This window comes from Alkalihalobacillus phoenicis (assembly GCF_047302405.1).
GTDB lineage: Bacteria > Bacillota > Bacilli > Bacillales > Bacillaceae_D > Alkalihalobacillus.
On sequence record NZ_CP154853.1, the window covers coordinates 2,460,108 to 2,479,309 of the forward strand.

The 19,202-nt window shown below is 36.7% G+C and carries 19 protein-coding genes; 4 read left to right on the forward strand and 15 right to left on the reverse strand.

Features of this window, described 5'->3' with window-relative positions; genetic code table 11:
• Window positions 1-124: 124 nt before the first annotated feature.
• The 10 genes from hemY to AA0017_RS11865 form a co-directional block, all read right to left on the reverse strand.
• Window positions 125-1,549, reverse strand: a complete 1,425-nt coding sequence (gene hemY, locus AA0017_RS11820) for a protoporphyrinogen oxidase (RefSeq protein WP_413374552.1) — start codon at window positions 1,547-1,549, stop codon at window positions 125-127.
• A complete protein-coding gene (hemH, locus tag AA0017_RS11825; protein WP_413374554.1) occupies window positions 1,549-2,478 on the reverse strand; it encodes a ferrochelatase in 930 nt (309 codons plus the stop codon). Before hemH ends, hemY begins: the two co-directional genes overlap by 1 nt.
• A gap of 43 nt (window positions 2,479-2,521) precedes the next feature.
• A complete protein-coding gene (gene hemE / locus AA0017_RS11830) occupies window positions 2,522-3,556 on the reverse strand; it encodes a uroporphyrinogen decarboxylase (protein ID WP_413374556.1) in 1,035 nt (344 codons plus the stop codon).
• Window positions 3,557-4,177: 621 nt separating this feature from the next.
• The gene (locus tag AA0017_RS11835) at window positions 4,178-6,325 is read right to left on the reverse strand and encodes a transglycosylase domain-containing protein (RefSeq protein ID WP_413374558.1); all 2,148 of its coding nucleotides are present in this window, start codon (window positions 6,323-6,325) and stop codon (window positions 4,178-4,180) included.
• A gap of 328 nt (window positions 6,326-6,653) precedes the next feature.
• Window positions 6,654-7,286 (reverse strand): response regulator, encoded by a 633-nt coding sequence (locus AA0017_RS11840; protein WP_413374559.1) that lies wholly within the window; start codon window positions 7,284-7,286, stop codon window positions 6,654-6,656.
• Complete coding sequence (locus AA0017_RS11845; RefSeq protein ID WP_413374561.1) at window positions 7,283-8,338, reverse strand: histidine kinase; 1,056 nt, start codon at window positions 8,336-8,338, stop codon at window positions 7,283-7,285. The genes AA0017_RS11840 and AA0017_RS11845 overlap by 4 nt, the downstream gene beginning before the upstream one ends.
• The gene (gene liaF, locus AA0017_RS11850; protein WP_413374563.1) at window positions 8,335-9,297 is read right to left on the reverse strand and encodes a cell wall-active antibiotics response protein LiaF; all 963 of its coding nucleotides are present in this window, start codon (window positions 9,295-9,297) and stop codon (window positions 8,335-8,337) included. The genes AA0017_RS11845 and liaF overlap by 4 nt, the downstream gene beginning before the upstream one ends.
• Before the next feature lie 35 nt (window positions 9,298-9,332).
• Window positions 9,333-10,190 (reverse strand): DUF4097 domain-containing protein, encoded by an 858-nt coding sequence (locus tag AA0017_RS11855; RefSeq protein ID WP_413374565.1) that lies wholly within the window; start codon window positions 10,188-10,190, stop codon window positions 9,333-9,335.
• Between the two features lie 74 nt (window positions 10,191-10,264).
• Window positions 10,265-10,906, reverse strand: a complete 642-nt coding sequence (locus tag AA0017_RS11860) for a PspA/IM30 family protein (protein WP_413374567.1) — start codon at window positions 10,904-10,906, stop codon at window positions 10,265-10,267.
• A 19-nt stretch (window positions 10,907-10,925) separates the two neighbouring features.
• Window positions 10,926-11,327, reverse strand: a complete 402-nt coding sequence (locus AA0017_RS11865) for a LiaF transmembrane domain-containing protein (protein WP_413374569.1) — start codon at window positions 11,325-11,327, stop codon at window positions 10,926-10,928.
• Window positions 11,328-11,626: 299 nt separating this feature from the next.
• Here AA0017_RS11865 and AA0017_RS11870 point away from each other — a divergent pair, with 299 nt between their 5' ends.
• Window positions 11,627-12,340 carry a cytochrome c biogenesis CcdA family protein gene (locus AA0017_RS11870; RefSeq protein ID WP_413374571.1) on the forward strand — a complete coding sequence of 238 codons (714 nt, stop codon included), beginning with the start codon at window positions 11,627-11,629 and terminating at the stop codon, window positions 12,338-12,340.
• A gap of 261 nt (window positions 12,341-12,601) precedes the next feature.
• On the opposite strand, the gene AA0017_RS11875 is transcribed toward AA0017_RS11870, so the two are convergent.
• Genes AA0017_RS11875 through AA0017_RS11885 form a run of 3 tightly spaced genes read right to left on the reverse strand, consistent with a single transcriptional unit; the run spans window position 12,602 to window position 15,327 of the window.
• Window positions 12,602-13,336 carry an EcsC family protein gene (locus AA0017_RS11875; protein ID WP_413374575.1) on the reverse strand — a complete coding sequence of 245 codons (735 nt, stop codon included), beginning with the start codon at window positions 13,334-13,336 and terminating at the stop codon, window positions 12,602-12,604.
• 30 nt (window positions 13,337-13,366) lie between these two features.
• Window positions 13,367-14,587 carry an ABC transporter permease gene (locus AA0017_RS11880; protein ID WP_413374576.1) on the reverse strand — a complete coding sequence of 407 codons (1,221 nt, stop codon included), beginning with the start codon at window positions 14,585-14,587 and terminating at the stop codon, window positions 13,367-13,369.
• Window positions 14,584-15,327: an ABC transporter ATP-binding protein gene (locus AA0017_RS11885; protein ID WP_413374578.1), complete on the reverse strand. Its 744-nt coding sequence runs from the start codon at window positions 15,325-15,327 to the stop codon at window positions 14,584-14,586. The genes AA0017_RS11880 and AA0017_RS11885 overlap by 4 nt, the downstream gene beginning before the upstream one ends.
• Window positions 15,328-15,805: 478 nt before the next feature.
• On the opposite strand from AA0017_RS11885, the gene AA0017_RS11890 reads away from it, so the two are divergent.
• Window positions 15,806-16,240, forward strand: a complete 435-nt coding sequence (locus tag AA0017_RS11890) for an HIT family protein (RefSeq protein ID WP_413374580.1) — start codon at window positions 15,806-15,808, stop codon at window positions 16,238-16,240.
• 405 nt (window positions 16,241-16,645) lie between these two features.
• Here the strand turns inward: AA0017_RS11890 and AA0017_RS11895 are convergent, their stop codons facing one another.
• Window positions 16,646-17,107 (reverse strand): GNAT family N-acetyltransferase, encoded by a 462-nt coding sequence (locus AA0017_RS11895; protein ID WP_413374582.1) that lies wholly within the window; start codon window positions 17,105-17,107, stop codon window positions 16,646-16,648.
• A 244-nt stretch (window positions 17,108-17,351) separates the two neighbouring features.
• Here AA0017_RS11895 and serC point away from each other — a divergent pair, with 244 nt between their 5' ends.
• A complete protein-coding gene (serC, locus tag AA0017_RS11900) occupies window positions 17,352-18,437 on the forward strand; it encodes a 3-phosphoserine/phosphohydroxythreonine transaminase (RefSeq protein ID WP_413374584.1) in 1,086 nt (361 codons plus the stop codon).
• A gap of 11 nt (window positions 18,438-18,448) precedes the next feature.
• On the opposite strand, the gene AA0017_RS11905 is transcribed toward serC, so the two are convergent.
• Window positions 18,449-18,646, reverse strand: a complete 198-nt coding sequence (locus AA0017_RS11905; protein WP_413374586.1) for a hypothetical protein — start codon at window positions 18,644-18,646, stop codon at window positions 18,449-18,451.
• A gap of 77 nt (window positions 18,647-18,723) precedes the next feature.
• Here AA0017_RS11905 and AA0017_RS11910 point away from each other — a divergent pair, with 77 nt between their 5' ends.
• Complete coding sequence (locus AA0017_RS11910) at window positions 18,724-19,071, forward strand: YtxH domain-containing protein (RefSeq protein WP_413374588.1); 348 nt, start codon at window positions 18,724-18,726, stop codon at window positions 19,069-19,071.
• Window positions 19,072-19,202: the final 131 nt, after the last annotated feature.

Below are 19,202 nucleotides of genomic sequence, written 5' to 3' on the forward strand. Positions count from 1 at the left end.
CTTCATTCAATTCATGAAGCAAGTTCATCGTTTTAAAAGCAAATCGAGCCAAATTCTTTATTCACGACAAATCAAGGATAGGAAATCATTTGCTTGATTTACCTACCCCTATGCTAAACTCTATTTATTTTGCCACTTTTGCTAAAATAGAATCAACGGCTGCTTCCCCTTGATCAATACAATCAGGTAGCCCAACTCCATCAATAGCAGCACCAACAATATAAAGACCTGGATACTTGCTCTCTAAGTCTTCTTTCAATTTGGCTATTTTGTAAGGATGACCAACTAAATATTGCGGCATCGCTTCTCTCCATCGTGTGACGACAAAAAAGAGTGGTTCCGCGGATATATCCATGACTAAATCCAAATCATCTAATACGGTTTGTAGAATTTCTTCATCTGTTTTTTCTACAATCGCTGAATCACCCGCACGACCAACATAACAACGCAATAATGTATAACCTTCAGGGGTTGTATGTGGCCACTTTTTATCTGTCCATGTACACGCTGTAATCGTCACATCACTGTTTCTTGAAACAACAAAACCTGTTCCATCAAAAGGATTTTGGACATCATCTTCACGATATGCTATCGCTATCGTCGCCGTTGTGGAAAGCTCCATCTTCCGTAAATATTGAAACTCAGAATAAGAAGTTAACAGATCACCTGTAGCATGTGGAGGTGTCGTCAAAATAACATCATCAAAATGTTGGACCTCTCCATTCACAAAGCACAATTCATAACCACTATCTACCTTCATAATTTTTTTTATCGCTTTTTCTAAATGGAGATTTTCTTGTGGGAACTGCTCAACAATCGCTGTTACAAAAGATTCAAGGCCATCACGAAACGTTAAAAATTGGCCCTTTTGCTTTTGCGGTTGCTCTGATTGATTTAGTTGTGCTTTTTTTTGATTATTTACGGTGCCTTTAATTAAACTGCGATGACTTTTCTCTAATTGTTGAAATTGAGGGAAAGTGGCTTTTAAACTAAGCTTGTTCATATCACCTGCATAAATCCCTGATAACAAAGGCTCGATTAAATAATCAACCGCCTCATCTCCAAGGCGTTTTCGAAAAAAGTAACCTGCCGAAACATCTTCATCTTCTGCTGTTGTTTTGGGAAGAAAATAATCAGCTAACACTCTCAATTTCCCAAGCGGACTTAATAAATTCGTTTGAGCAAATGGGGAAAACTGCGTTGGTATCCCCATAATAGCTCCTTTTGGTATCGGTTCAAGACTTTTTCCTTTCAGAATAAATGCTTGACCGGTTTCATTGTTTATTAACTGTTCGGATAACCCAACTTGTTCAGCTAAACGTGTCATGCTTTTTTTTCTTGCTAAATAAGAATCCGGTCCTGCTTCAATGACAAAACCATTTTGGTTCATCGTTTTAATTTTACCACCGAATCGATTTGAAGCTTCAAACAGTTGATATTCAATAGGTACTTGATTGTGATTTATTTCTAGTTGTAACTTATGGGCTGCAGCAAGCCCTGTTAGACCGCCACCAACAATTGCGACTTTTCTCTTCTTTGCTTTGTCCATTATTTTGTCTCCGCTAACTTCTTTTGAATAACGGTCGCTAAACAATCGATAAATTCAGGTTTGTCATTCGGCATTTCAGGACGATAATAATCAATTCCTAACTCATCAGTGACAACTTTACATTCGTAGTCATTGTCATAAAGAACTTCTAAATGGTCCGCCACAAAACCGACTGGACAATAAACCATGGACGTGTAGCGATGTTTTTCATAAAGCTCACGCGTTAAATCTTGAACATCTGGTCCAAGCCATGGATCGGGTGTATTCCCTTCACTTTGCCAACCAATTTCATACGTCTTAATTCCAGCTTCTTTTGCGATTAAATCTGCTGTTTCTTCAAGTTGCTCAGGGTACGGATCACCAAGCTCTTTTATTTTTTCTGGTAAACTATGAGCAGAGAAAATTACACAAGTATTCTCTTTGTTAGAAACCTTCTCCATTGTTTCTTTTACTTGCTGAGCCCAATACTGAATGAATTTGGGCTCTTGATACCAGCTTTCCACACTATGAATGACTGGACCACCGATTTTTTCTGATTCTTCTTTTGCTCGACCATTGTAAGATTTGACGCTAAAAGTAGAGAAATGGGGGGCAAGAACGATACTAACTGCTTCCTCAACTCCATCCTCTTTCATGCTTGCAACAGCATCCTCAATAAAAGGAGCAATATGCTTTAAACCTAAATACGCTTTAAACTCTCTATCGTCATAAAGTTCATTTAAATGCCTTTCTAAACTATACGCTTGCTCCTCTGTAATTTTCGCAAGCGGGCTTGTTCCACCAATCGCTTCATAACGCTCCGTTAAATCTTGAAGTGCTTCTTCAGAAGGTTTACGACCATGACGAATATGCGTATAATATGGTTCAATTTCCTCCTTAGTGCGAGGGGTTCCATAAGCCATTACAAGCAATCCTGTTTTTTTCTTCATTACGACCATTCATCTCCTTAACGAACTATACATTCAATATCGACTATTTATTTTGAGAATAATCATGCACAAATGCTGTTAACTTTCTTAATGTATCTGGATTTACATCAGGAGTTACTCCATGCCCAAGATTAAAAATGAAGTTTGGAGACTTCATCCCTTGATCTAAAATCTCTTTTGTTTTCGCTTCAATCACTGACCAGTCTGATAATAAAATCGCTGGATCAAGATTTCCTTGAACCGTCTTTTGAATTCCTCGCGCTCGAGCCTCATCGATTGATAGTCTCCAATCAAGACCAACAACATCCAGAGGAAGCTCATTCCACTCATTCGCTAAATGACTTGCGCCAACACCAAACATGATAAGTGGAACCCCTTCTCCACGTAATTCAGAGAAAATACGGTTCATAACGGGTTTCACATATTTTCTATAGTCAGTTAAATTCAATGTTCCAACCCACGAATCAAAAATTTGAATCGCTTGGGCACCTGCTTTAATTTGCGATTTCACATAAGTAATTGTTGTATCCGCTAACTTATCCATTAATAAGAACCAAGCTTCTGGTTGTCCATACATAAAAGCTTTCACCTTGTTGTAGTTTTTAGAAGGACCACCTTCAAGCATATAACTCGCGAGCGTAAACGGTGCTCCTGCAAAACTAATAAGTGGGACCGATAATTGCTGACGAAGCAATTTAATCGTCTCCAACACATAAGGAACATCTTGCTCTGGTGTAATTTTTCCTAATTTCTCGACATCCGCTTTTGACTGAATCGGATTATCAATCACTGGACCGATACCTGATTTAATTTCAACATCGACACCAATCGCTGGTAGTGGAGTCATAATGTCCTTATAAAGAATAGCTGCATCATTATCGTATTGATCAACTGGTAATTTTGTCACGTATGCGCAAAGCTCCGGGTCATGCGTAATTTCAAATAATGAATGCGTTTCTTTAATTTTTCGGTACTCAGGCTGTGAACGCCCTGCTTGTCTCATATACCAAACTGGAACACGGTCATGCTCTTCACCTAAACATGCTTTTAAAAATGAATCATTAAACTTTTTTTCCAAAACCAAACACCTTCCCTTAGTCAATTACATCAATATGTATTTTTGTATAAACACTCTGTTTACGAACCGCACTTCCACGTAAATTTATCAACATGTATAACTATAAAGTTCTCAAGCACCCTTGTATAGTGTTTTCACAATCTGTCATAAATTGTTCCGTTTTTAATCATTCTTATTTGATAATAATTATTATATAATACCAAACTTTTGATAGAATGTGAAATGATTTAACAAATAACCTTACAGTCGACGATAATAAGCCCTCCTATAAGAATTTATCACAACTCTTCCATCATAATGCTTCTTTACAACCTAATCAATTTATATTAGAAAGAACCGAAACGAACTTTCTCAATGCTCTCATTCTTTTTAACACAACTGTAATGATTTATTAAAACAGCTAGAAATGATCAAACATTCTCTATCCTCTCGATGAAGAAATTTTTTTATTTTACCGTTAATAGAACCTCTACTATTTTAACCAAAAATCACTAATAAAAACGATATTATTATAATCTAGGCACATGTGGTTTTACTCCAAACTTTTGATTCGTCTAAAAAAAGTCCACTCAAAATTTATGTTGAGTGAACTTTTTCTTCAGTCTATAAATCATTCTTCATTTAATGAAAACCAAACTGAAACTTTGAGGTCGCTAGATTCGATGCTTCCCCTTCTTGGTGTGTAAGTGAATTGTATGGTACAACTTCAAAATAACTTGTTGAGAAAATATTTAACTTAGGCTGATGGAAATAATCTCCCCCAACGACTGTCGCTAAATGTTTTCTTTCCTCACCATTGACTTCATATACGTCATAATGAATTCGTTTATCACTTGAAGCACTCCAACTTAATGCTACACTAATTAACCCTTCCCCACCAAAAGATTGTACCGCCACTAAATCATGAATCTCCGGAAGTTGAACAGGAGGCAATAAATCGTCCACTTCATTCGGAACTCTCCACGAAACTTGCTGATAATGAGTCGGAACTTGATTCATAATTTCTTTAAACATTTGCGTTGGATAAGAACTGCCCCCTGTTAAATGCTGGTCTTCGGTCGTTCGGTCATATCCCATCCAGATCGCTCCAACCACTTCTTGATTATAACCAACAAACCAAGCATCTCTTACAGCTCCAGGAACAGACTCAAATGAGGTCGTTCCCGTTTTTCCAGCTAAAGTATGTTTGGAATATCCGGCTGTTCCTGTCCCTTTTTCCACAACCGATTCAAGCATTCTCGTCATATTCCAAGCGGTTTGTGAAGAAATAACTTGCTTTTCCTTTGGTTTATGCTCGGCTATTTTTTGTCCATATGGATCGTATATTTCTTGAATAAAATAAGGATCAATCACTTTTCCATCTGCTGCGAACGCACGATAAGCCTTCGCTAACTCCAACGGTGTTACTCCTTCATCTAACCCTCCTAAAGCTAAACCTAATTGACGTTCATCAACTTTCATTCCAAACGCTTGTAAGTAGTCTAATGAATGAGTAATACCCATTTCATTCAATAGCCATACGGCTGAGACATTGCTTGAATGAGTTAAAGCTTCATACATCGTAATTTCCCCTCGATATACCCCGCCAGCATTACGCGGGGTATATCCGCCTTCAAATTGTTGTTCAACATCATTTAAAACGGTATATGGATTATAATCATTTTTTTCAAGGGCCGGAGCATAAACCGCGAGTGGTTTAAAGGCAGAGCCAGGCTGCCTTTTTACATGAACCCGGTTTAGTCCTAATCGAACATATTCCTTTCCACCATGAACAGCAAGTACACCACCGGTTTCGCTATCCATTAAAACAAACGCACTTTCAGCATCTTCGTTACCCTCTGGATAATTTGTTGAATCTTGAATGATTGATAAAGAATCCTTTTGTAATTGACTATCAATAGGAGTCACAATCGTATAACCACCCGTTAAAATCTCCTCATTCGAAAGCCCATATAATTCATTGGCTTCCTCTAAAACCATATCCATATACGTATAAAAAGCTTGTTGTTCTTCGTTCTCTTGTACATCTAATTCGACTAACTTCCCTTGATGTCGAACCGCATCCTCTGCCGTAATAAAATCATGTCTTTCCATCAAATTCAAAACTAGATTCCTTCTTTGTTCACTTCTCTCGAGATCTATAATCGGTGAATAATGATAAGGTGCTTTTGGAATAGAGGCTAACAACGCCCCTTCTTCCAATGACAATTCCGTCACATCTTTATTAAAATAGTAATTGGCAGCTGTTTGAATTCCATAAGTACCATGGCCAAAATAAATACTATTTAAATACAGTGCTAAAATTTCTTTTTTGCTATATTTTCGTTCAAGGTTAATAGCAATTAAAACTTCTTTTGTTTTTCTAAGCCATGACTTTTCATTTGTTAAATAAACATTTTTAACAAGCTGCTGAGTAATTGTACTGCCCCCCTCAGCTTTAGAACCTGCTAAAATATCTCGATAAAGAGCTCGTCCTATTGCCCTTATATCAAAGCCGTGATGATCATAAAAACGAACATCCTCAACCGCAACAAATGCGTTTTGGACATGTTCTGGAATTTCATTGATTGAGATACTCTCTCGGTTTTCAACATAGAGCTTACTAACTGTATCGCCTGATTGATCAACAATCGAGCTCGCCTGATTAAAAACTAATTTTTGCTCATCTATCGTATAGTCTCCAAATAAAAGAATCGTTAAATAGCCCAAAAAGCCAAAAAGAAATATAGTAACTAATAAGGATCCGGTCAGGATTATTTTCTTTTTCATCAACATCCCTCCTACTACTAGCTCTTTCTAGTATATGTATATACGTTAATTCTATCAAAAAGTTTCAGCTTTCTTTGGCAAAAAACGACAAAATCCTCACTAACTAAATCTGAACCACGCTGGCTTTCCTCCGCTTGCTTATATCTTATTTGCCTTCTTCCCCTTCCTTAAAGGCGCTATTGCGCTAGCTCATTTCACGCCAAAAAGCAGAATAGCCTTCAACAGAAAGCCATTCTGCTTTTTCTAATTTCATTTTCGTTTTCTCTACTTCCCTTATTTCAGTCTAACTTTTATTCCTGTTTTTTATTGAACTTATTGGGCATACTAGTCACTTTGCTAATCCTTGGCGATGAGCGTAAATGGCTATTTGTGTTCGATCGTCCAGCTGAAGTTTATCGAGAATATGACTGACATGGGTTTTGACGGTTTTTATTCCGATAAATAACGCCTCCCCAATTTCTTGATTCGACTTTCCGTCACCAATTAGCAGTAACACTTCAAGTTCTCTTGGGGTTAATTGTTCATGAAGCTTTTCTTCCTTTGCCCCTCGCATTCGTTGCATCATTTTATTCGTCACTTTCGCTTCGACAATTGCCTCTCCTTTAGCCGCTGCTCGAATCGCAGTTGCAATTTCTGGAGCACTTGATGTTTTTAATAAATAACTGAAGGCACCAGCTTCTATGACAGGGTAAACCTTTTCATCATCAATAAAACTTGTTAATACAATGATTTTTATTTCAGGCAACTGTTTTGTAATAGCGGCCGTTGCTTCTATTCCATCCATTTTATCCATGACCAAATCCATTAAAATAACATCCGGCTTAAACTCGATTGCTTTCGCTACTCCCTCTTCACCATTTTTACCTTCCCCGACGATTTCCATATCCGCTTGGGTCGACAAAAAGGCACTTAAACCCATTCTTACCATTTCATGATCATCTACTAACAAAACGCGTATCATTCTCTTTCCTCCTTCCAAGCGATCGGTATTTTTGCTTCTATTTGTGTTCCTTTATTAGGTATCGAAATAATTTGCAGCGTACCTCCAATTTCATTCATTCTTTCCTTCATCGTTTGAAGTCCATAGGAGCCCTGCTGTACTTCAGCAAAATTAAAGCCAATGCCATCATCTATAATTTTCACTTTTAACTCTTGGCGTATTTTTCGCAAATGAAACTCAATTTTAGAAGCTTTTGCATGCCTTAAAATATTCGATAACGCTTCTTGTGTTAAGCGAAATAGCTGCTCTTCAATCCCTTTTGGAATTTTCCCTTCAACTTGAATTTCGCTCTCCACTTTAATTTTCTGCTTTTGTTCTAATTCAATAAAAAGTTGCTCGACAGCATCTTTAAGCTCCTTGCCTTCTAGGTGAGCGGGTCTTAAATGAAGAAGTAACGCTCTCATTTCTGCTTGAGCGGCATTTGCCATTGACTCTACAAGTTCAACTTGTTTTTTTAATGCATCAGGCTGTTCACTTGTGCCTTGCTTTATAGCGGCCATCATCATGGAAATCGCAAATAATTGCTGACTGACTGCATCATGCAAATCTCTTGCTAACCTCTGCCGTTCTTCTGTAACAGCCGTTTTTTTAATCGTTTCTTGTAAAGCTGCTCTTTCTGATGATAATCGCTGTAAAGAAGCAACTTGTTCTTCAATATGTGAGGCCATATCATTCATTTGATCGGTTAACTCCGATATTTCATCATCACCACTAACATCCATTCGATGCCCAAAAGAACCTCGCGCATATCGAACAGCTCCGTCTAATAAGACATCAATGCGACGTTTCATTGAATCCGATTGAATAAAACCACCAATTCCACCTATGGCAATAAATAAAAAAACAAACCAAATAATTAATGGGACTTCTACTAATTTGCGTTCAAAAATGACCAGTAATCCACGTTGTTCTTCATATGTAATTAAAATAAGGGTGAGAATCATCGTCAAAAAGCTTAATAGAGCACTATAACGAATAAATTGCCATCTAAGTCTCGCTAGCTTTTTTTTCATATCGATCTCACCCTCACTTCTCCGACAAGGGTATTTAAGATTAGTTTAATTCTTCTGGGCGATTGTTTATAGTCCGATGGCGCAATATGAATTTGCTGATTAAGCCCACTATGTTTTTCGTGAAAAATCGATACATCGCCAATAAAAGAATAAGCTTGAATTGTTACTTTTAAGTCTTCTGGGACATATAAATCTACTTGGCCAATCACAGCTTGAATAATAATAATATGCTCTCCTTCAGGAATAATCGCTCTAGAAAGGTCAACACGAATATCTCCAATGCCATTCCAAATCGTCATATCCTTTAATTCAAACTGCTCACGGTTATAATGAATGTCCCCTAGAATATTTCGTTTAATAATGGGTGCATAGTTCCCGGCTGAATAAGTCGTTCTAGTCTTTTCAGATGAACCATTACTTCTATCAAATGAACGAGCGGCCATTCGCGGGTCATTGTAACTCGAAGATGTATAAACATCACGGTCACCTATTTGTTGATTGTCCTTATTATCCTGTAACTCATCCTCTATGTCGTAGCCATGACGATAATCCCACTTATCATCCTCATCATCCATTTTACTTGATGTGAACTCTTCTTCCGCTACGCGCCTTTTTCGTTTTTGTTCTACTTGTAGCTGGCGTTTTTTTCTTCTTTTTCTTGAATTAGATTGCTCTTCATATGAGTTCCCCTTCATTAACTTCATTCCATAAAATAGAAAAATACCAGCAAATAGTAAAGCAATAAAATTCAAACCAAAAAACTGATCAAAAATCATAATGGCACTCATGATAAAAAAGATTGTACTAAGAACCCTTCTACCACGTTGATAAAAATAGTAACCAATCACAATGAAGATCAGCGGAGCTATTAAAGAGCCTGCCTGTGAAAAAAAGGCATTTAATAATAGGTTGGCCCCTATAATAATAATGACTAAACCAAATAAAAATTTCTTTGACATACCTCCGCCTCCCTTCTAAGTTGAAATAATCCCTTTTAATGAATTTTTATATCACCGGATGTTGTCGCTATTTGAACAGAATAATCTCCATTTCCAATCATACCAGATAATTCTCTTCTCGTTGAGCCTTCTTGTCGCATCTCATGTTGAACTTCTAATGTACCTGATGTTGTTTGTAATTGAAAATCCATATTCGGATTTGAAACGATTAGCCCCACATCTCCTGAAGTCGTACGTATATCGATCGCTTTATTTTCATCATTATAATTCAAAGAGACATCTCCAGAAACCGTTTTACCCAAAATCTCACCTGTCACTTGATCGAGCTCTACGTCGCCTGAAGTTGTTTTAAATTCTAGTTGTTCACTCTCCACATACGCTAATTCAATTTCACCTGAGACCGTCTCAACTTTTACATCAGTTGCTTCAATCGTCTGAGTGACATCAATATCTCCTGACACAGTTTTCAAGTATAACGAATCCATTGTCAAATGATCAGCAATATAAATATCCCCAGAAACCGTAATAAAATCGAGGCTCGCTTTCACTTTTTCAGGCACATATACAATTAACTTTGTTTCTCCGCCAGAAAAATTAAAAAAGTTAATTCCCCCTCTTTCTTTTGAGACGATTTCTAATTGACTGCTCCCTTCATTCACTTCAAGATGTTGATTTTTTTTAGGGTTAATGAGTTCAACTGTCAACTGCTCATTTGTTGAAGTTCTCACTTCCCAATCAATCGCCGTAGTTTTAATTTTAATGGATTGAAAATTAGAAATGGACAAATCGACGCGGTCATTCGCAGCCGTACGAGTAAATATAGATTGACCAAATACTCCTAATATTAAAGAAATCCCAATTAAGATCATAAAAAATCCGACTATTTTTTTCACAACTCTCCCCCTCCTATTTTTCTAGAAGAAAAAGGTGGCGAGCTTTTTCAACTCGCCTCCTTCATAATCATCAATTAAGCTTGCTTTTGTTCTTTTAATTGCTTTAATTCTTGTTCAATCTCAGCATCATAAATCATTTGTTCATTTTCAAACGACCGTGTGCTCGGCGTTTTATGCTTCCATTCCATTTCTAACATCTGATCTTCTATCTTTTCAAACCCTTCATCCACACGGCGAATGGAATGACGCTGAATGGAACGTTTTAACTCTTCATTGGCTTTAGCCGCTTGCACTCTTAAAGTAAGCTCCATTTTTTTATCGCGTAATTGAATATACTTCTTTTGCAGTTGTTCAATATTTTGTTTCAATTCCATCATATGCTCTTCGCTTTTTGAAATCAATTGCTCATAACGAATCGCTTGCTCATACGCTTCTTTTTTGCTTAATAATGCTTTTTTGGCTAGCTCCTCTTCTCCAACATCCACAGCAGCTTTTGCTTGTTGAGACCTTTTTTGAACAATCGCTTCCGCCGTTTCCTTATCACGATTTAAAGTGAACTGTAATCTTTCTTGTTTATCAATCGCTTGCTCCATTTTAACTATTTCTTCTTTCATTTCACGCATAAATTGTTTCACCATCACAATTGGATCCTCCACTTTATCTAACCCCTCATGAATTGAAGCTGAAAGAAATCTACGAATACGTGCAAATGCCATTTAAAACCCCTCCGTTTTTTTATTTATTCATTAGTCGGTCAAACTCATCATCAAACGAATCATACTTTCTTTTCGCTCGATAAGAATCATCAAAATCAACATCTTCTTCTATTACTTTTCGATTTTTACCTTTAGAAGTAATCATACGATAACCTCCATATAGCAATAAAATTCCGATAAGTAAACTAATAATCCCACCAAGTCCACCAAATAAAATAAGTGTACCTAAAGCAATAATGATTATCGTTCCGAAGCTCCACTCACCACGTTCTTGCCATCTAGAGTAGCCCCAATACAGAAGACCTGCTCCAACAATAAGACCAAATAGTCCTCCTAAGTGAATACCCATTAAACTTAATATCATCGTAATCCCAATAAAAATTAGAAATGCACCACCGATTATTTTTACAACTTTATTCAACTGTCTCCCCTCCTTTGTTTTAACTTACTTTTATTCTAATCAACTTTCTATACTTTGAAGCCGAGCTGAAGAATGGTTTCTTCTCCGCCTTAAGGCTGATCTTTTTCTCAGCCTTATGTGTCCTTTTCGTGAATGTTGGTCTTTTCTTTTTTTGTTTTGTCTTGTTTTCCTTTATAATGTAGGAGGCGCTTGAGATAACATGTCTATTTCCTAAAGTCCGTACATATTGATTTAACGAATATAATATCTAGTTGTTTTTACTAATTGTAACGATGTAATCATTAAGGGAGGTTCTTTTTATGGCTGAAGTAACGATTGGTTTGGCCTTTTTAGCTGGTCTTGCCTCATTCTTTTCACCTTGTATTTTTCCACTAATCCCCGCTTATTTAGCTCAATTAACAGGAGCTTCGATTAGTGACAATAAAATTAATGCTTCAACAAAGCTTATTCTTATACGAAGCCTTGGATTTATTGGTGGTTTTACAATTATCTTTTTACTATTAGGAGCTTCCTCAACATTTATTGGAACTCTCTTTTTAGAATATCGGCTGTTATTTGAACGAATCGGTGGCATTATTATTATCATTTTTGGTTTACAGATGATTGGTGTTATTTCCTTACAGATGCTGTTAAGTGAAAAACGAATTCAAAAAAAGCCAAAAAAAAGCTCAAGTTTTGCCGGCTCCTTGATGTTAGGATTTTTATTTGCCGCTGCCTGGACCCCTTGTATTGGGTTAATTTTATCCGCGATTTTGTATATGGCATCCATGGCCGAAATCGGTCAAGCAATGTTCTTTTTATTCATTTATTCGATGGGACTTGGCTTACCATTTTTACTCGTTGGTCTCATCTATTCAAAATCGATTGATAAGCTACGTAAATTTAATAAATGGTTGCCAAGGATCCAAAAAATCAGTGGAGGAATCATGGTCGCCCTTGGCCTTTTACTCGTATCAGGACAATTCGCTCAAATCTCTGCCTTTTTAGCACAATTCACTCCTTTTAATATCTAAAAAAAGCTATCGCTAACGTCCTTTACAGACATTAGCGATAGCTTTTTTTCACATTTCATGTCGCATCCGACCACTTACGACCCGTTCCTCTCTCTTTTTTCACATTTCATGTCGCATCTGCCCACTTACGACGCAATCCTCTCCCCTTTTCCACATTTCATGTCGCATTAGTTCCTCCCACATAGCACATGTCTCAATAAAAAAGCAAGGCTCGAATACAATCGTATCCGAGCCTTAATCTGCATTATTCCCCATACAATTTCAGTTCAATTCCTTCAACACACGCATCCGGTAACCATTCATCGCGGTTTCTCCTAAGAGGTCAAGAAAATGATAATTAACGGTAGCTCCAACAATCGCTCCAAAGCCTGGAATCAATTGAAGCATCTTAGGGATATCAATATAGTCGCGATAAGAAAGCTGGAATTCCTTCCAATCAATGTGGGAAACATATTCATCTTCAGCAGGCAATTCCAGCCGCTCTATCTCCCAGTTTTCTAACCTAGTTAACATCATTTGCTTTTTATCATCACTCGAAAAAGTTAATTGAAAGATCAATAACAGAAACAGTCGCTCTCGATAATCACGAACATCAAAACCATACACGGACGCCATATCATGTAAAAACTTCATTTTAATGCTTAATAATAGAGGGAAATCAGCCATACCGAGCAAAATACCACCAAATCCAGTTCCCGCCCCCTCTAAAGCCGCTGTTTTTTTATACTTTTCAATTAAAGCCCTAGCTTGCTCCTCTTGTTCTTTTAAAGTTAGTGCTTGTAGTGGTTTATGTTTGGATGTAACTTCTGTACCATAAATCGTCGCTTGAACCATATTTTTAATACTTGTCGTCACGACCGTATGGAACTTTTCTGGAACCATTCCATTGAATTTATTTTGCCATTTTTTCGTAAAACGACTTGTCATTGATTGGTTTTTTCTCAACTTTCTTTTCCAACGGGTTAACTCCTCCCATGCAACTTGTTCATATACCATGAGTCGATTCCCCTTTCTAACAAGAAGATTTTAAGCCTTTCTTCTTTTTCTTCGATGAATAATATGGTGGCTTGCCATATAACTAAATACACTCCCAATCAACAGTAACAGGAACGATACTTGAAAAGGCGACGATACCAATAAAACAAGAAAGAGAATAAAAGTCATCGATAACATTAACCGAAAACTCACTTGGGTTAAGGCCTCTTTCTTTACATCTTCATTGATTGGATATAAATCAACCCACATATTTGTATCGTAATGAAACCATAAAGTTGATAACTGCATCATCACCATATGCATAAAGAGCAATAATAGAACAGCTTGTAACCAATTAATCTGAAAACCATATAAGAACATCGCCGCAATGACCACGAGCCGCACATAAATTCCTAAATAATCATTTGCTCGAATAAAGGAACGGGCAAATAAATACGTGTACACTGTTTTTTTACGTCCAACTAAAAAATCGACCGCAAAACGTAAATACTTCCTTTCACGAACTTTACCTCTTAGTTGCGGGACATCAGCAAAAGCATTGGCAATTCGGTAAAAGGTCATAACCATTCGTTCATCAACATCAATTAGATGCTCCCATTTTAATACGAGCTTCTTTTCTAGCCCCACATAATAAAAGAATAAAAGTACGAGCATTAATACAAATAATCCGCCTAGATATAAAAGTTCCGCCCCCGTAAAGACGAGATAGGCAAAAACTAAATTAATAAATAAGCGTAAAATCATATGGCTTATGCGTTCACTTTCTGACTGCAATCTTTGTTCTGCCCAACTCACGCGAATATTCCATGCTTTTACGATAATTAATAAGAGAATTACAGTGAAAAACGAACCAGCTTCATCCGCTAATCTTAGTTGAAATAACGGAGCTAAGATGACCATTACAACAAATAAATAAAAAACATGCCACACAAAAGAATAAATGATGGACGCTTTAAAATAACGATTTAACTGTGATTCATATGGCAATAAAAAAACGACATCTGGGTGTTTGAGAAAAGTTCTTACTTTATTTCGTGTTAACATTAGAGCAAAAATAATTGTAAAAACCCATACTGTTGGGAAATTCTCAGGCAACCGCTCTAATAATTGACTATAATAAGAGCTCCCAATTAAGATCAGAATATAGATGGTAAAAAGAAAGCCACTATTTGCGATTAAACGCAAATATCGCATGGCCTCATTCCAATAGTTTCCGACTCGCTCTTTCCAAAGGCTCATCCCATCTTTCATGCCAGTTCATCCTTTGTCATTTCAAGATAAATTTCATCTAAGGTTGCATTTGGCATCTTTAACGTTTGCCTCATTTCAGCAAGCGTTCCGTACAACACAACTTTTCCATGATGTAAAATGACAAAACGGTCACAATATCGCTCCGCTGTCGCTAAAATATGGGTAGACATCAAAACGGCGGCTCCTTGATTTTTTACATCCGAAATTAAATCTAAAAACGATTGAATCCCAACAGGATCAAGTCCAACAATCGGCTCATCGACAATATAAACAGGCGGCTGTGTTAGAAAAGCACTCATAATCATCACCTTTTGTCGCATCCCTTTAGAAAAATGACTAGGGAACCATTTTTTCATTTTGACCATTTTAAATTCTTTTAATAACTGCTCCGCTCTTTCTTTAAAAACACTTGTCTCAATTCCATATGCAAGTGAAGTTAACTCTAAATGTTCCCAAAGGGTTAACTCATCATATAAAATTGGTGTTTCCGGAATATAGGCATAAGATTGACGATATGTATTTTGATCGTTTTGGAACGTCTGACCATTAATCGTAATGCTACCACTCGTTGCATCAAGTAGTCCTAAAATATGTTTAATCGTTGTACTTTTTCCAGCCCCGTTTAATCCGATTAATGCTACGATCTCACCAGCATTCACAGAAAAATCAACATTATGTAAGATTGGTCTTTTAGGGTGATACCCTCCTGTTAGTTGATTGATTTTAAGTACTTCTGTCATCATGTACCCCCTACTTTTCTTGAGCTCATGTATTTTTTAGTAATCGTTAACTGCTTGATTGATTTAATATTCTCAGTTTAGCATTTCTTCATTTTTTATCCAATTAATTTACGTCTTATCATAATAAAAAGAGTCTCCAACTACATGGAGGAGGTCACTGAAAAAGTCTCATTCATACCTTTAACAGGGAAGAACCTTAAACAATTAAGTGATTCATTAGATGATCAATTATGGCTGAAGCTCTTTTTTCTTTGACCAAAGCGGAGCGAGCCGAATGCCCGAAGACTCCTGCGGGACTAGTAAAAAACGGGAGACCCTGCAGCGAGTGGAGTATGCTAAATGAGAAAGCCCACATGCTAACGTTCAGATTTTTAAGTAGTCTCCATTCTCAATTATATGGACGATGCTTGCAAACGGTTCAAGAACTCGTTTATAGTGGAGAAAATATATCCAATAGATGAAAGGAAGGATTCAAATTATGTCACACGACCCTAACTGTATTTTTTGCAAAATCATTCAAAAGGATATTCCTTCTGCTACCGTTTATGAAGATGAGCACGTTCTGGCATTTATGGACATTAGCCAAGTGACAAAAGGCCACACATTAGTGATTCCAAAAAACCATCAAAAAGATATTTATGAATTGACCCCAGATGTCGCGAGTCGCTTATTTACAGTTGTTCCAAAGATTGCTCAAGCAATAAAAGATACATTTGAACCTGCCGGCTTAAATTTAGTCAATAATAATGGTGAAGAAGCTGGACAGACGGTCTTTCATTATCATATGCACCTACTCCCCAGGTACGGAAAAGGCGATGGCTTTGGGGCCGTTTGGAAAGAGCATGGCTCCGAATATAGCGGTGACGATTTAAAGAAAATGGCTGAAGCAATTGCGGCTTATGTGAAAGAATAATTATACTTAATAACAACATACACTCAAATTCTAGTCTATTTGCAGTATGTTCTAGTATCCGATTAGCTTATTTGAAAGTAGAAATCATTATTGAATGTAGTTTTAATAAAAGGCTCTGTCCCAAAAGCACTTAAATAGAAGAAGTGGATGTATTTTACTCGCTGTAAAATACATCGGCTTTGATTATTTTTGAGTGAGATTAGCTAGGTGGACATGGAGCAATGTTCACCGCTCCCGAAAATCATGCTCTTTGTCCTGTGGCGTGCCCCCACCCTGGGAACAACATACATTCAAAAGGGGCTGAACCCTCAAAGGTCCTTTTCATTCACCATTAGCTTTGACTTCTAATGTTCTTCTTAAGATTATAAATGTTTAAGTCTAAACCTAACTAACAATGCCACTCTCTTACTTCAGACTTGTCCATTTTCGATACACTTTAATGGAGCCGCCGCTCACTCCATAAGCTAAACCAATTTCCTCCCAACCGTCCTTTTCATAATAACCTACTAAATCTGAAGTTAAATATAGTGCCTCATGGCCAAGTTCAGTAGCTACTTTTACAGCATGCTCTAACATAGTGTACCCAAGTCGTTTTCCTCGATAAGCTTCATCGACATATAAACAGGCAAGCCAAGGGAATAAATCTTGTCTACTATTTAAATCGTTACGAATTACAGCAAAAGTTCCGATAATTTTATCTGTATCAAGGGCGATATAAAAACTTGGAATATCATCTTTTGCATTTGAAGCATTCTCCATACAGTCGAAATAAAAAGGATAATTTTTTTCTTCTCCCCAAATATTCCAAAAAGCTTCAACAGCTTGTTTAAATAATGGATGCTCCTTTTGAACCTTTATTATTTCCATCACTGTATCCCCTCTCTTAACTTTGTATTACGAGTTTTTTCTTACTTCATCCTCCTTTATGTACAAGAAAGAAATAAAAAAGGAGTCAGAAAATACTAAAAAAGCTGATCCTTTTCTACTTAATTATGTTACGATATTCGTATTATTCGTTATTTAGCAATATAACGCTTTACCAAAATAGAGAGAGAATGATAGGTATAGCGGACTATTCTAACAATTTTTATGAATTAAAGGAGTGGAGAGTATGGCTAAACAAATTTTTAACTTTAATGCAGGTCCTTCTGCATTACCTAAACCAGCCTTAGAAAGAGCCCAGAGAGAATTGCTTAATTTTAACAATACTCAAATGTCTGTGATGGAATTAAGTCATCGTAGTCAAACCTATGAGGAAGTTCATGAACAAGCTCAGAATTTATTACGTGAGCTCCTGCAAATCCCAAATGATTATCAAATATTATTCTTACAAGGCGGGGCTAGCTTACAATTCACAATGTTACCAATGAATCTTTTAACAAAAGGAACAATTGGAAACTATGTGCTAACCGGTTCTTGGTCAGAAAAAGCTTTAAAAGAGGCAAAGCTTTTTGGAGAAACAAACGTAGCTGCCTCTACAAAAGAAAATAATTATCAGAACATCCCAGACTTTTCTGAACTCCAATTGAACGAAAATGATGCCTATGTTCACGTTACTTCAAATAACACCATTTACGGTACACAATATCAGAATTTTCCAGAGATACATCACGCTCCACTTATTGCTGATATGTCAAGTGATATCTTATCTCGCCCACTTGAAGTCAACCAATTTGGAATGATTTATGCTGGGGCACAAAAAAACCTTGGACCTTCAGGTGTTACAGTTGTTATTATTCAAAAGGATTTACTCAAAACGAAAGTGGAACAAGTTCCGACTATGCTACAATACGCAACCCATATAAAGTCGGATTCCCTTTATAATACCCCTCCTACTTTTGCAATCTATATGCTTCGAAATGTATTAGATTGGATAAAGGATTTAGGTGGTGCAGAAGCAATCGCAAAACGAAATGAAGAAAAAGCCAAAATTATTTACGATACGATTGATGAAAGCAATGGCTTTTATGTTGGTCACGCGGAAAAAGGAAGTCGCTCACTAATGAACGTTACATTTAACTTACGAAATGAAGAATTAAGTCAACAATTCTTAGCCAAAGCAAAGGAACAAGGTTTTGTCGGCCTTAACGGGCACCGTTCAGTTGGAGGTTGTCGTGCTTCCATTTATAATGCTGTACCATTAGATGCCTGTATCGCCTTACGAGATTTGATGATTCAATTTAAAGAAAACGCATAATTAGCTTCTATTTAGAAGTAAGTAAAAATAATCAGCCAGATGGTTAAGATTGCCGCAATAATTGTAATTCCGGACATAAGATATATAGAACGAGTCCATTTTAAGCACTCAACCTTGTCTCCTTTTTTCTTTATTTGAATACCGATATACACACTACTATATAAAGTAAGTAAAAAAATCGAGAGTGTTAATAAAATAAGTGCATCCATATAATCCCTCCTTGATCATGTGTATGATCGATAATGATAAATAATGATTCCACACAAAAAAGGAAAGGTGATAATCTATGAAAGCAAAATGGTATGTTGTTGGCTTTTTTACCGGAGTAAGTATCGCTGCCGCCTTTAGCTTACTGTCCACTCCAACCTCTGGCAAAGAGCTTCGCCAGTCGATTAAAGGCAAAGCGAATGATTCAAAAAAGGTTGTCCTTAATTTTAAAGAAGATAGTAAACAACTCGTTGACCAGTTAAAAGAAACAACTTCTCTCACTCAAGATTCTGTAAAAGACCTCAGTAGCGACTTAATGGAATCTGCTTGGCAATGGAAAAATGAAGTGAGTCCTCACGTTTCACAATTAAAATCAGACCTAAAAAATTTTAAGAACAACCTTGATCAATTAAAGGATCGCTCTTAATATAACATATTTTTATATAATTGAGAAAAAATAACTATTTAAATTTTCAAAAAAGTTTGTTTAAAGGCTTGTTTTGGTCTTTCTTTTTTCTTCATTTCTTGTCATAATAAGAAGGAAGATATTCAGCTATA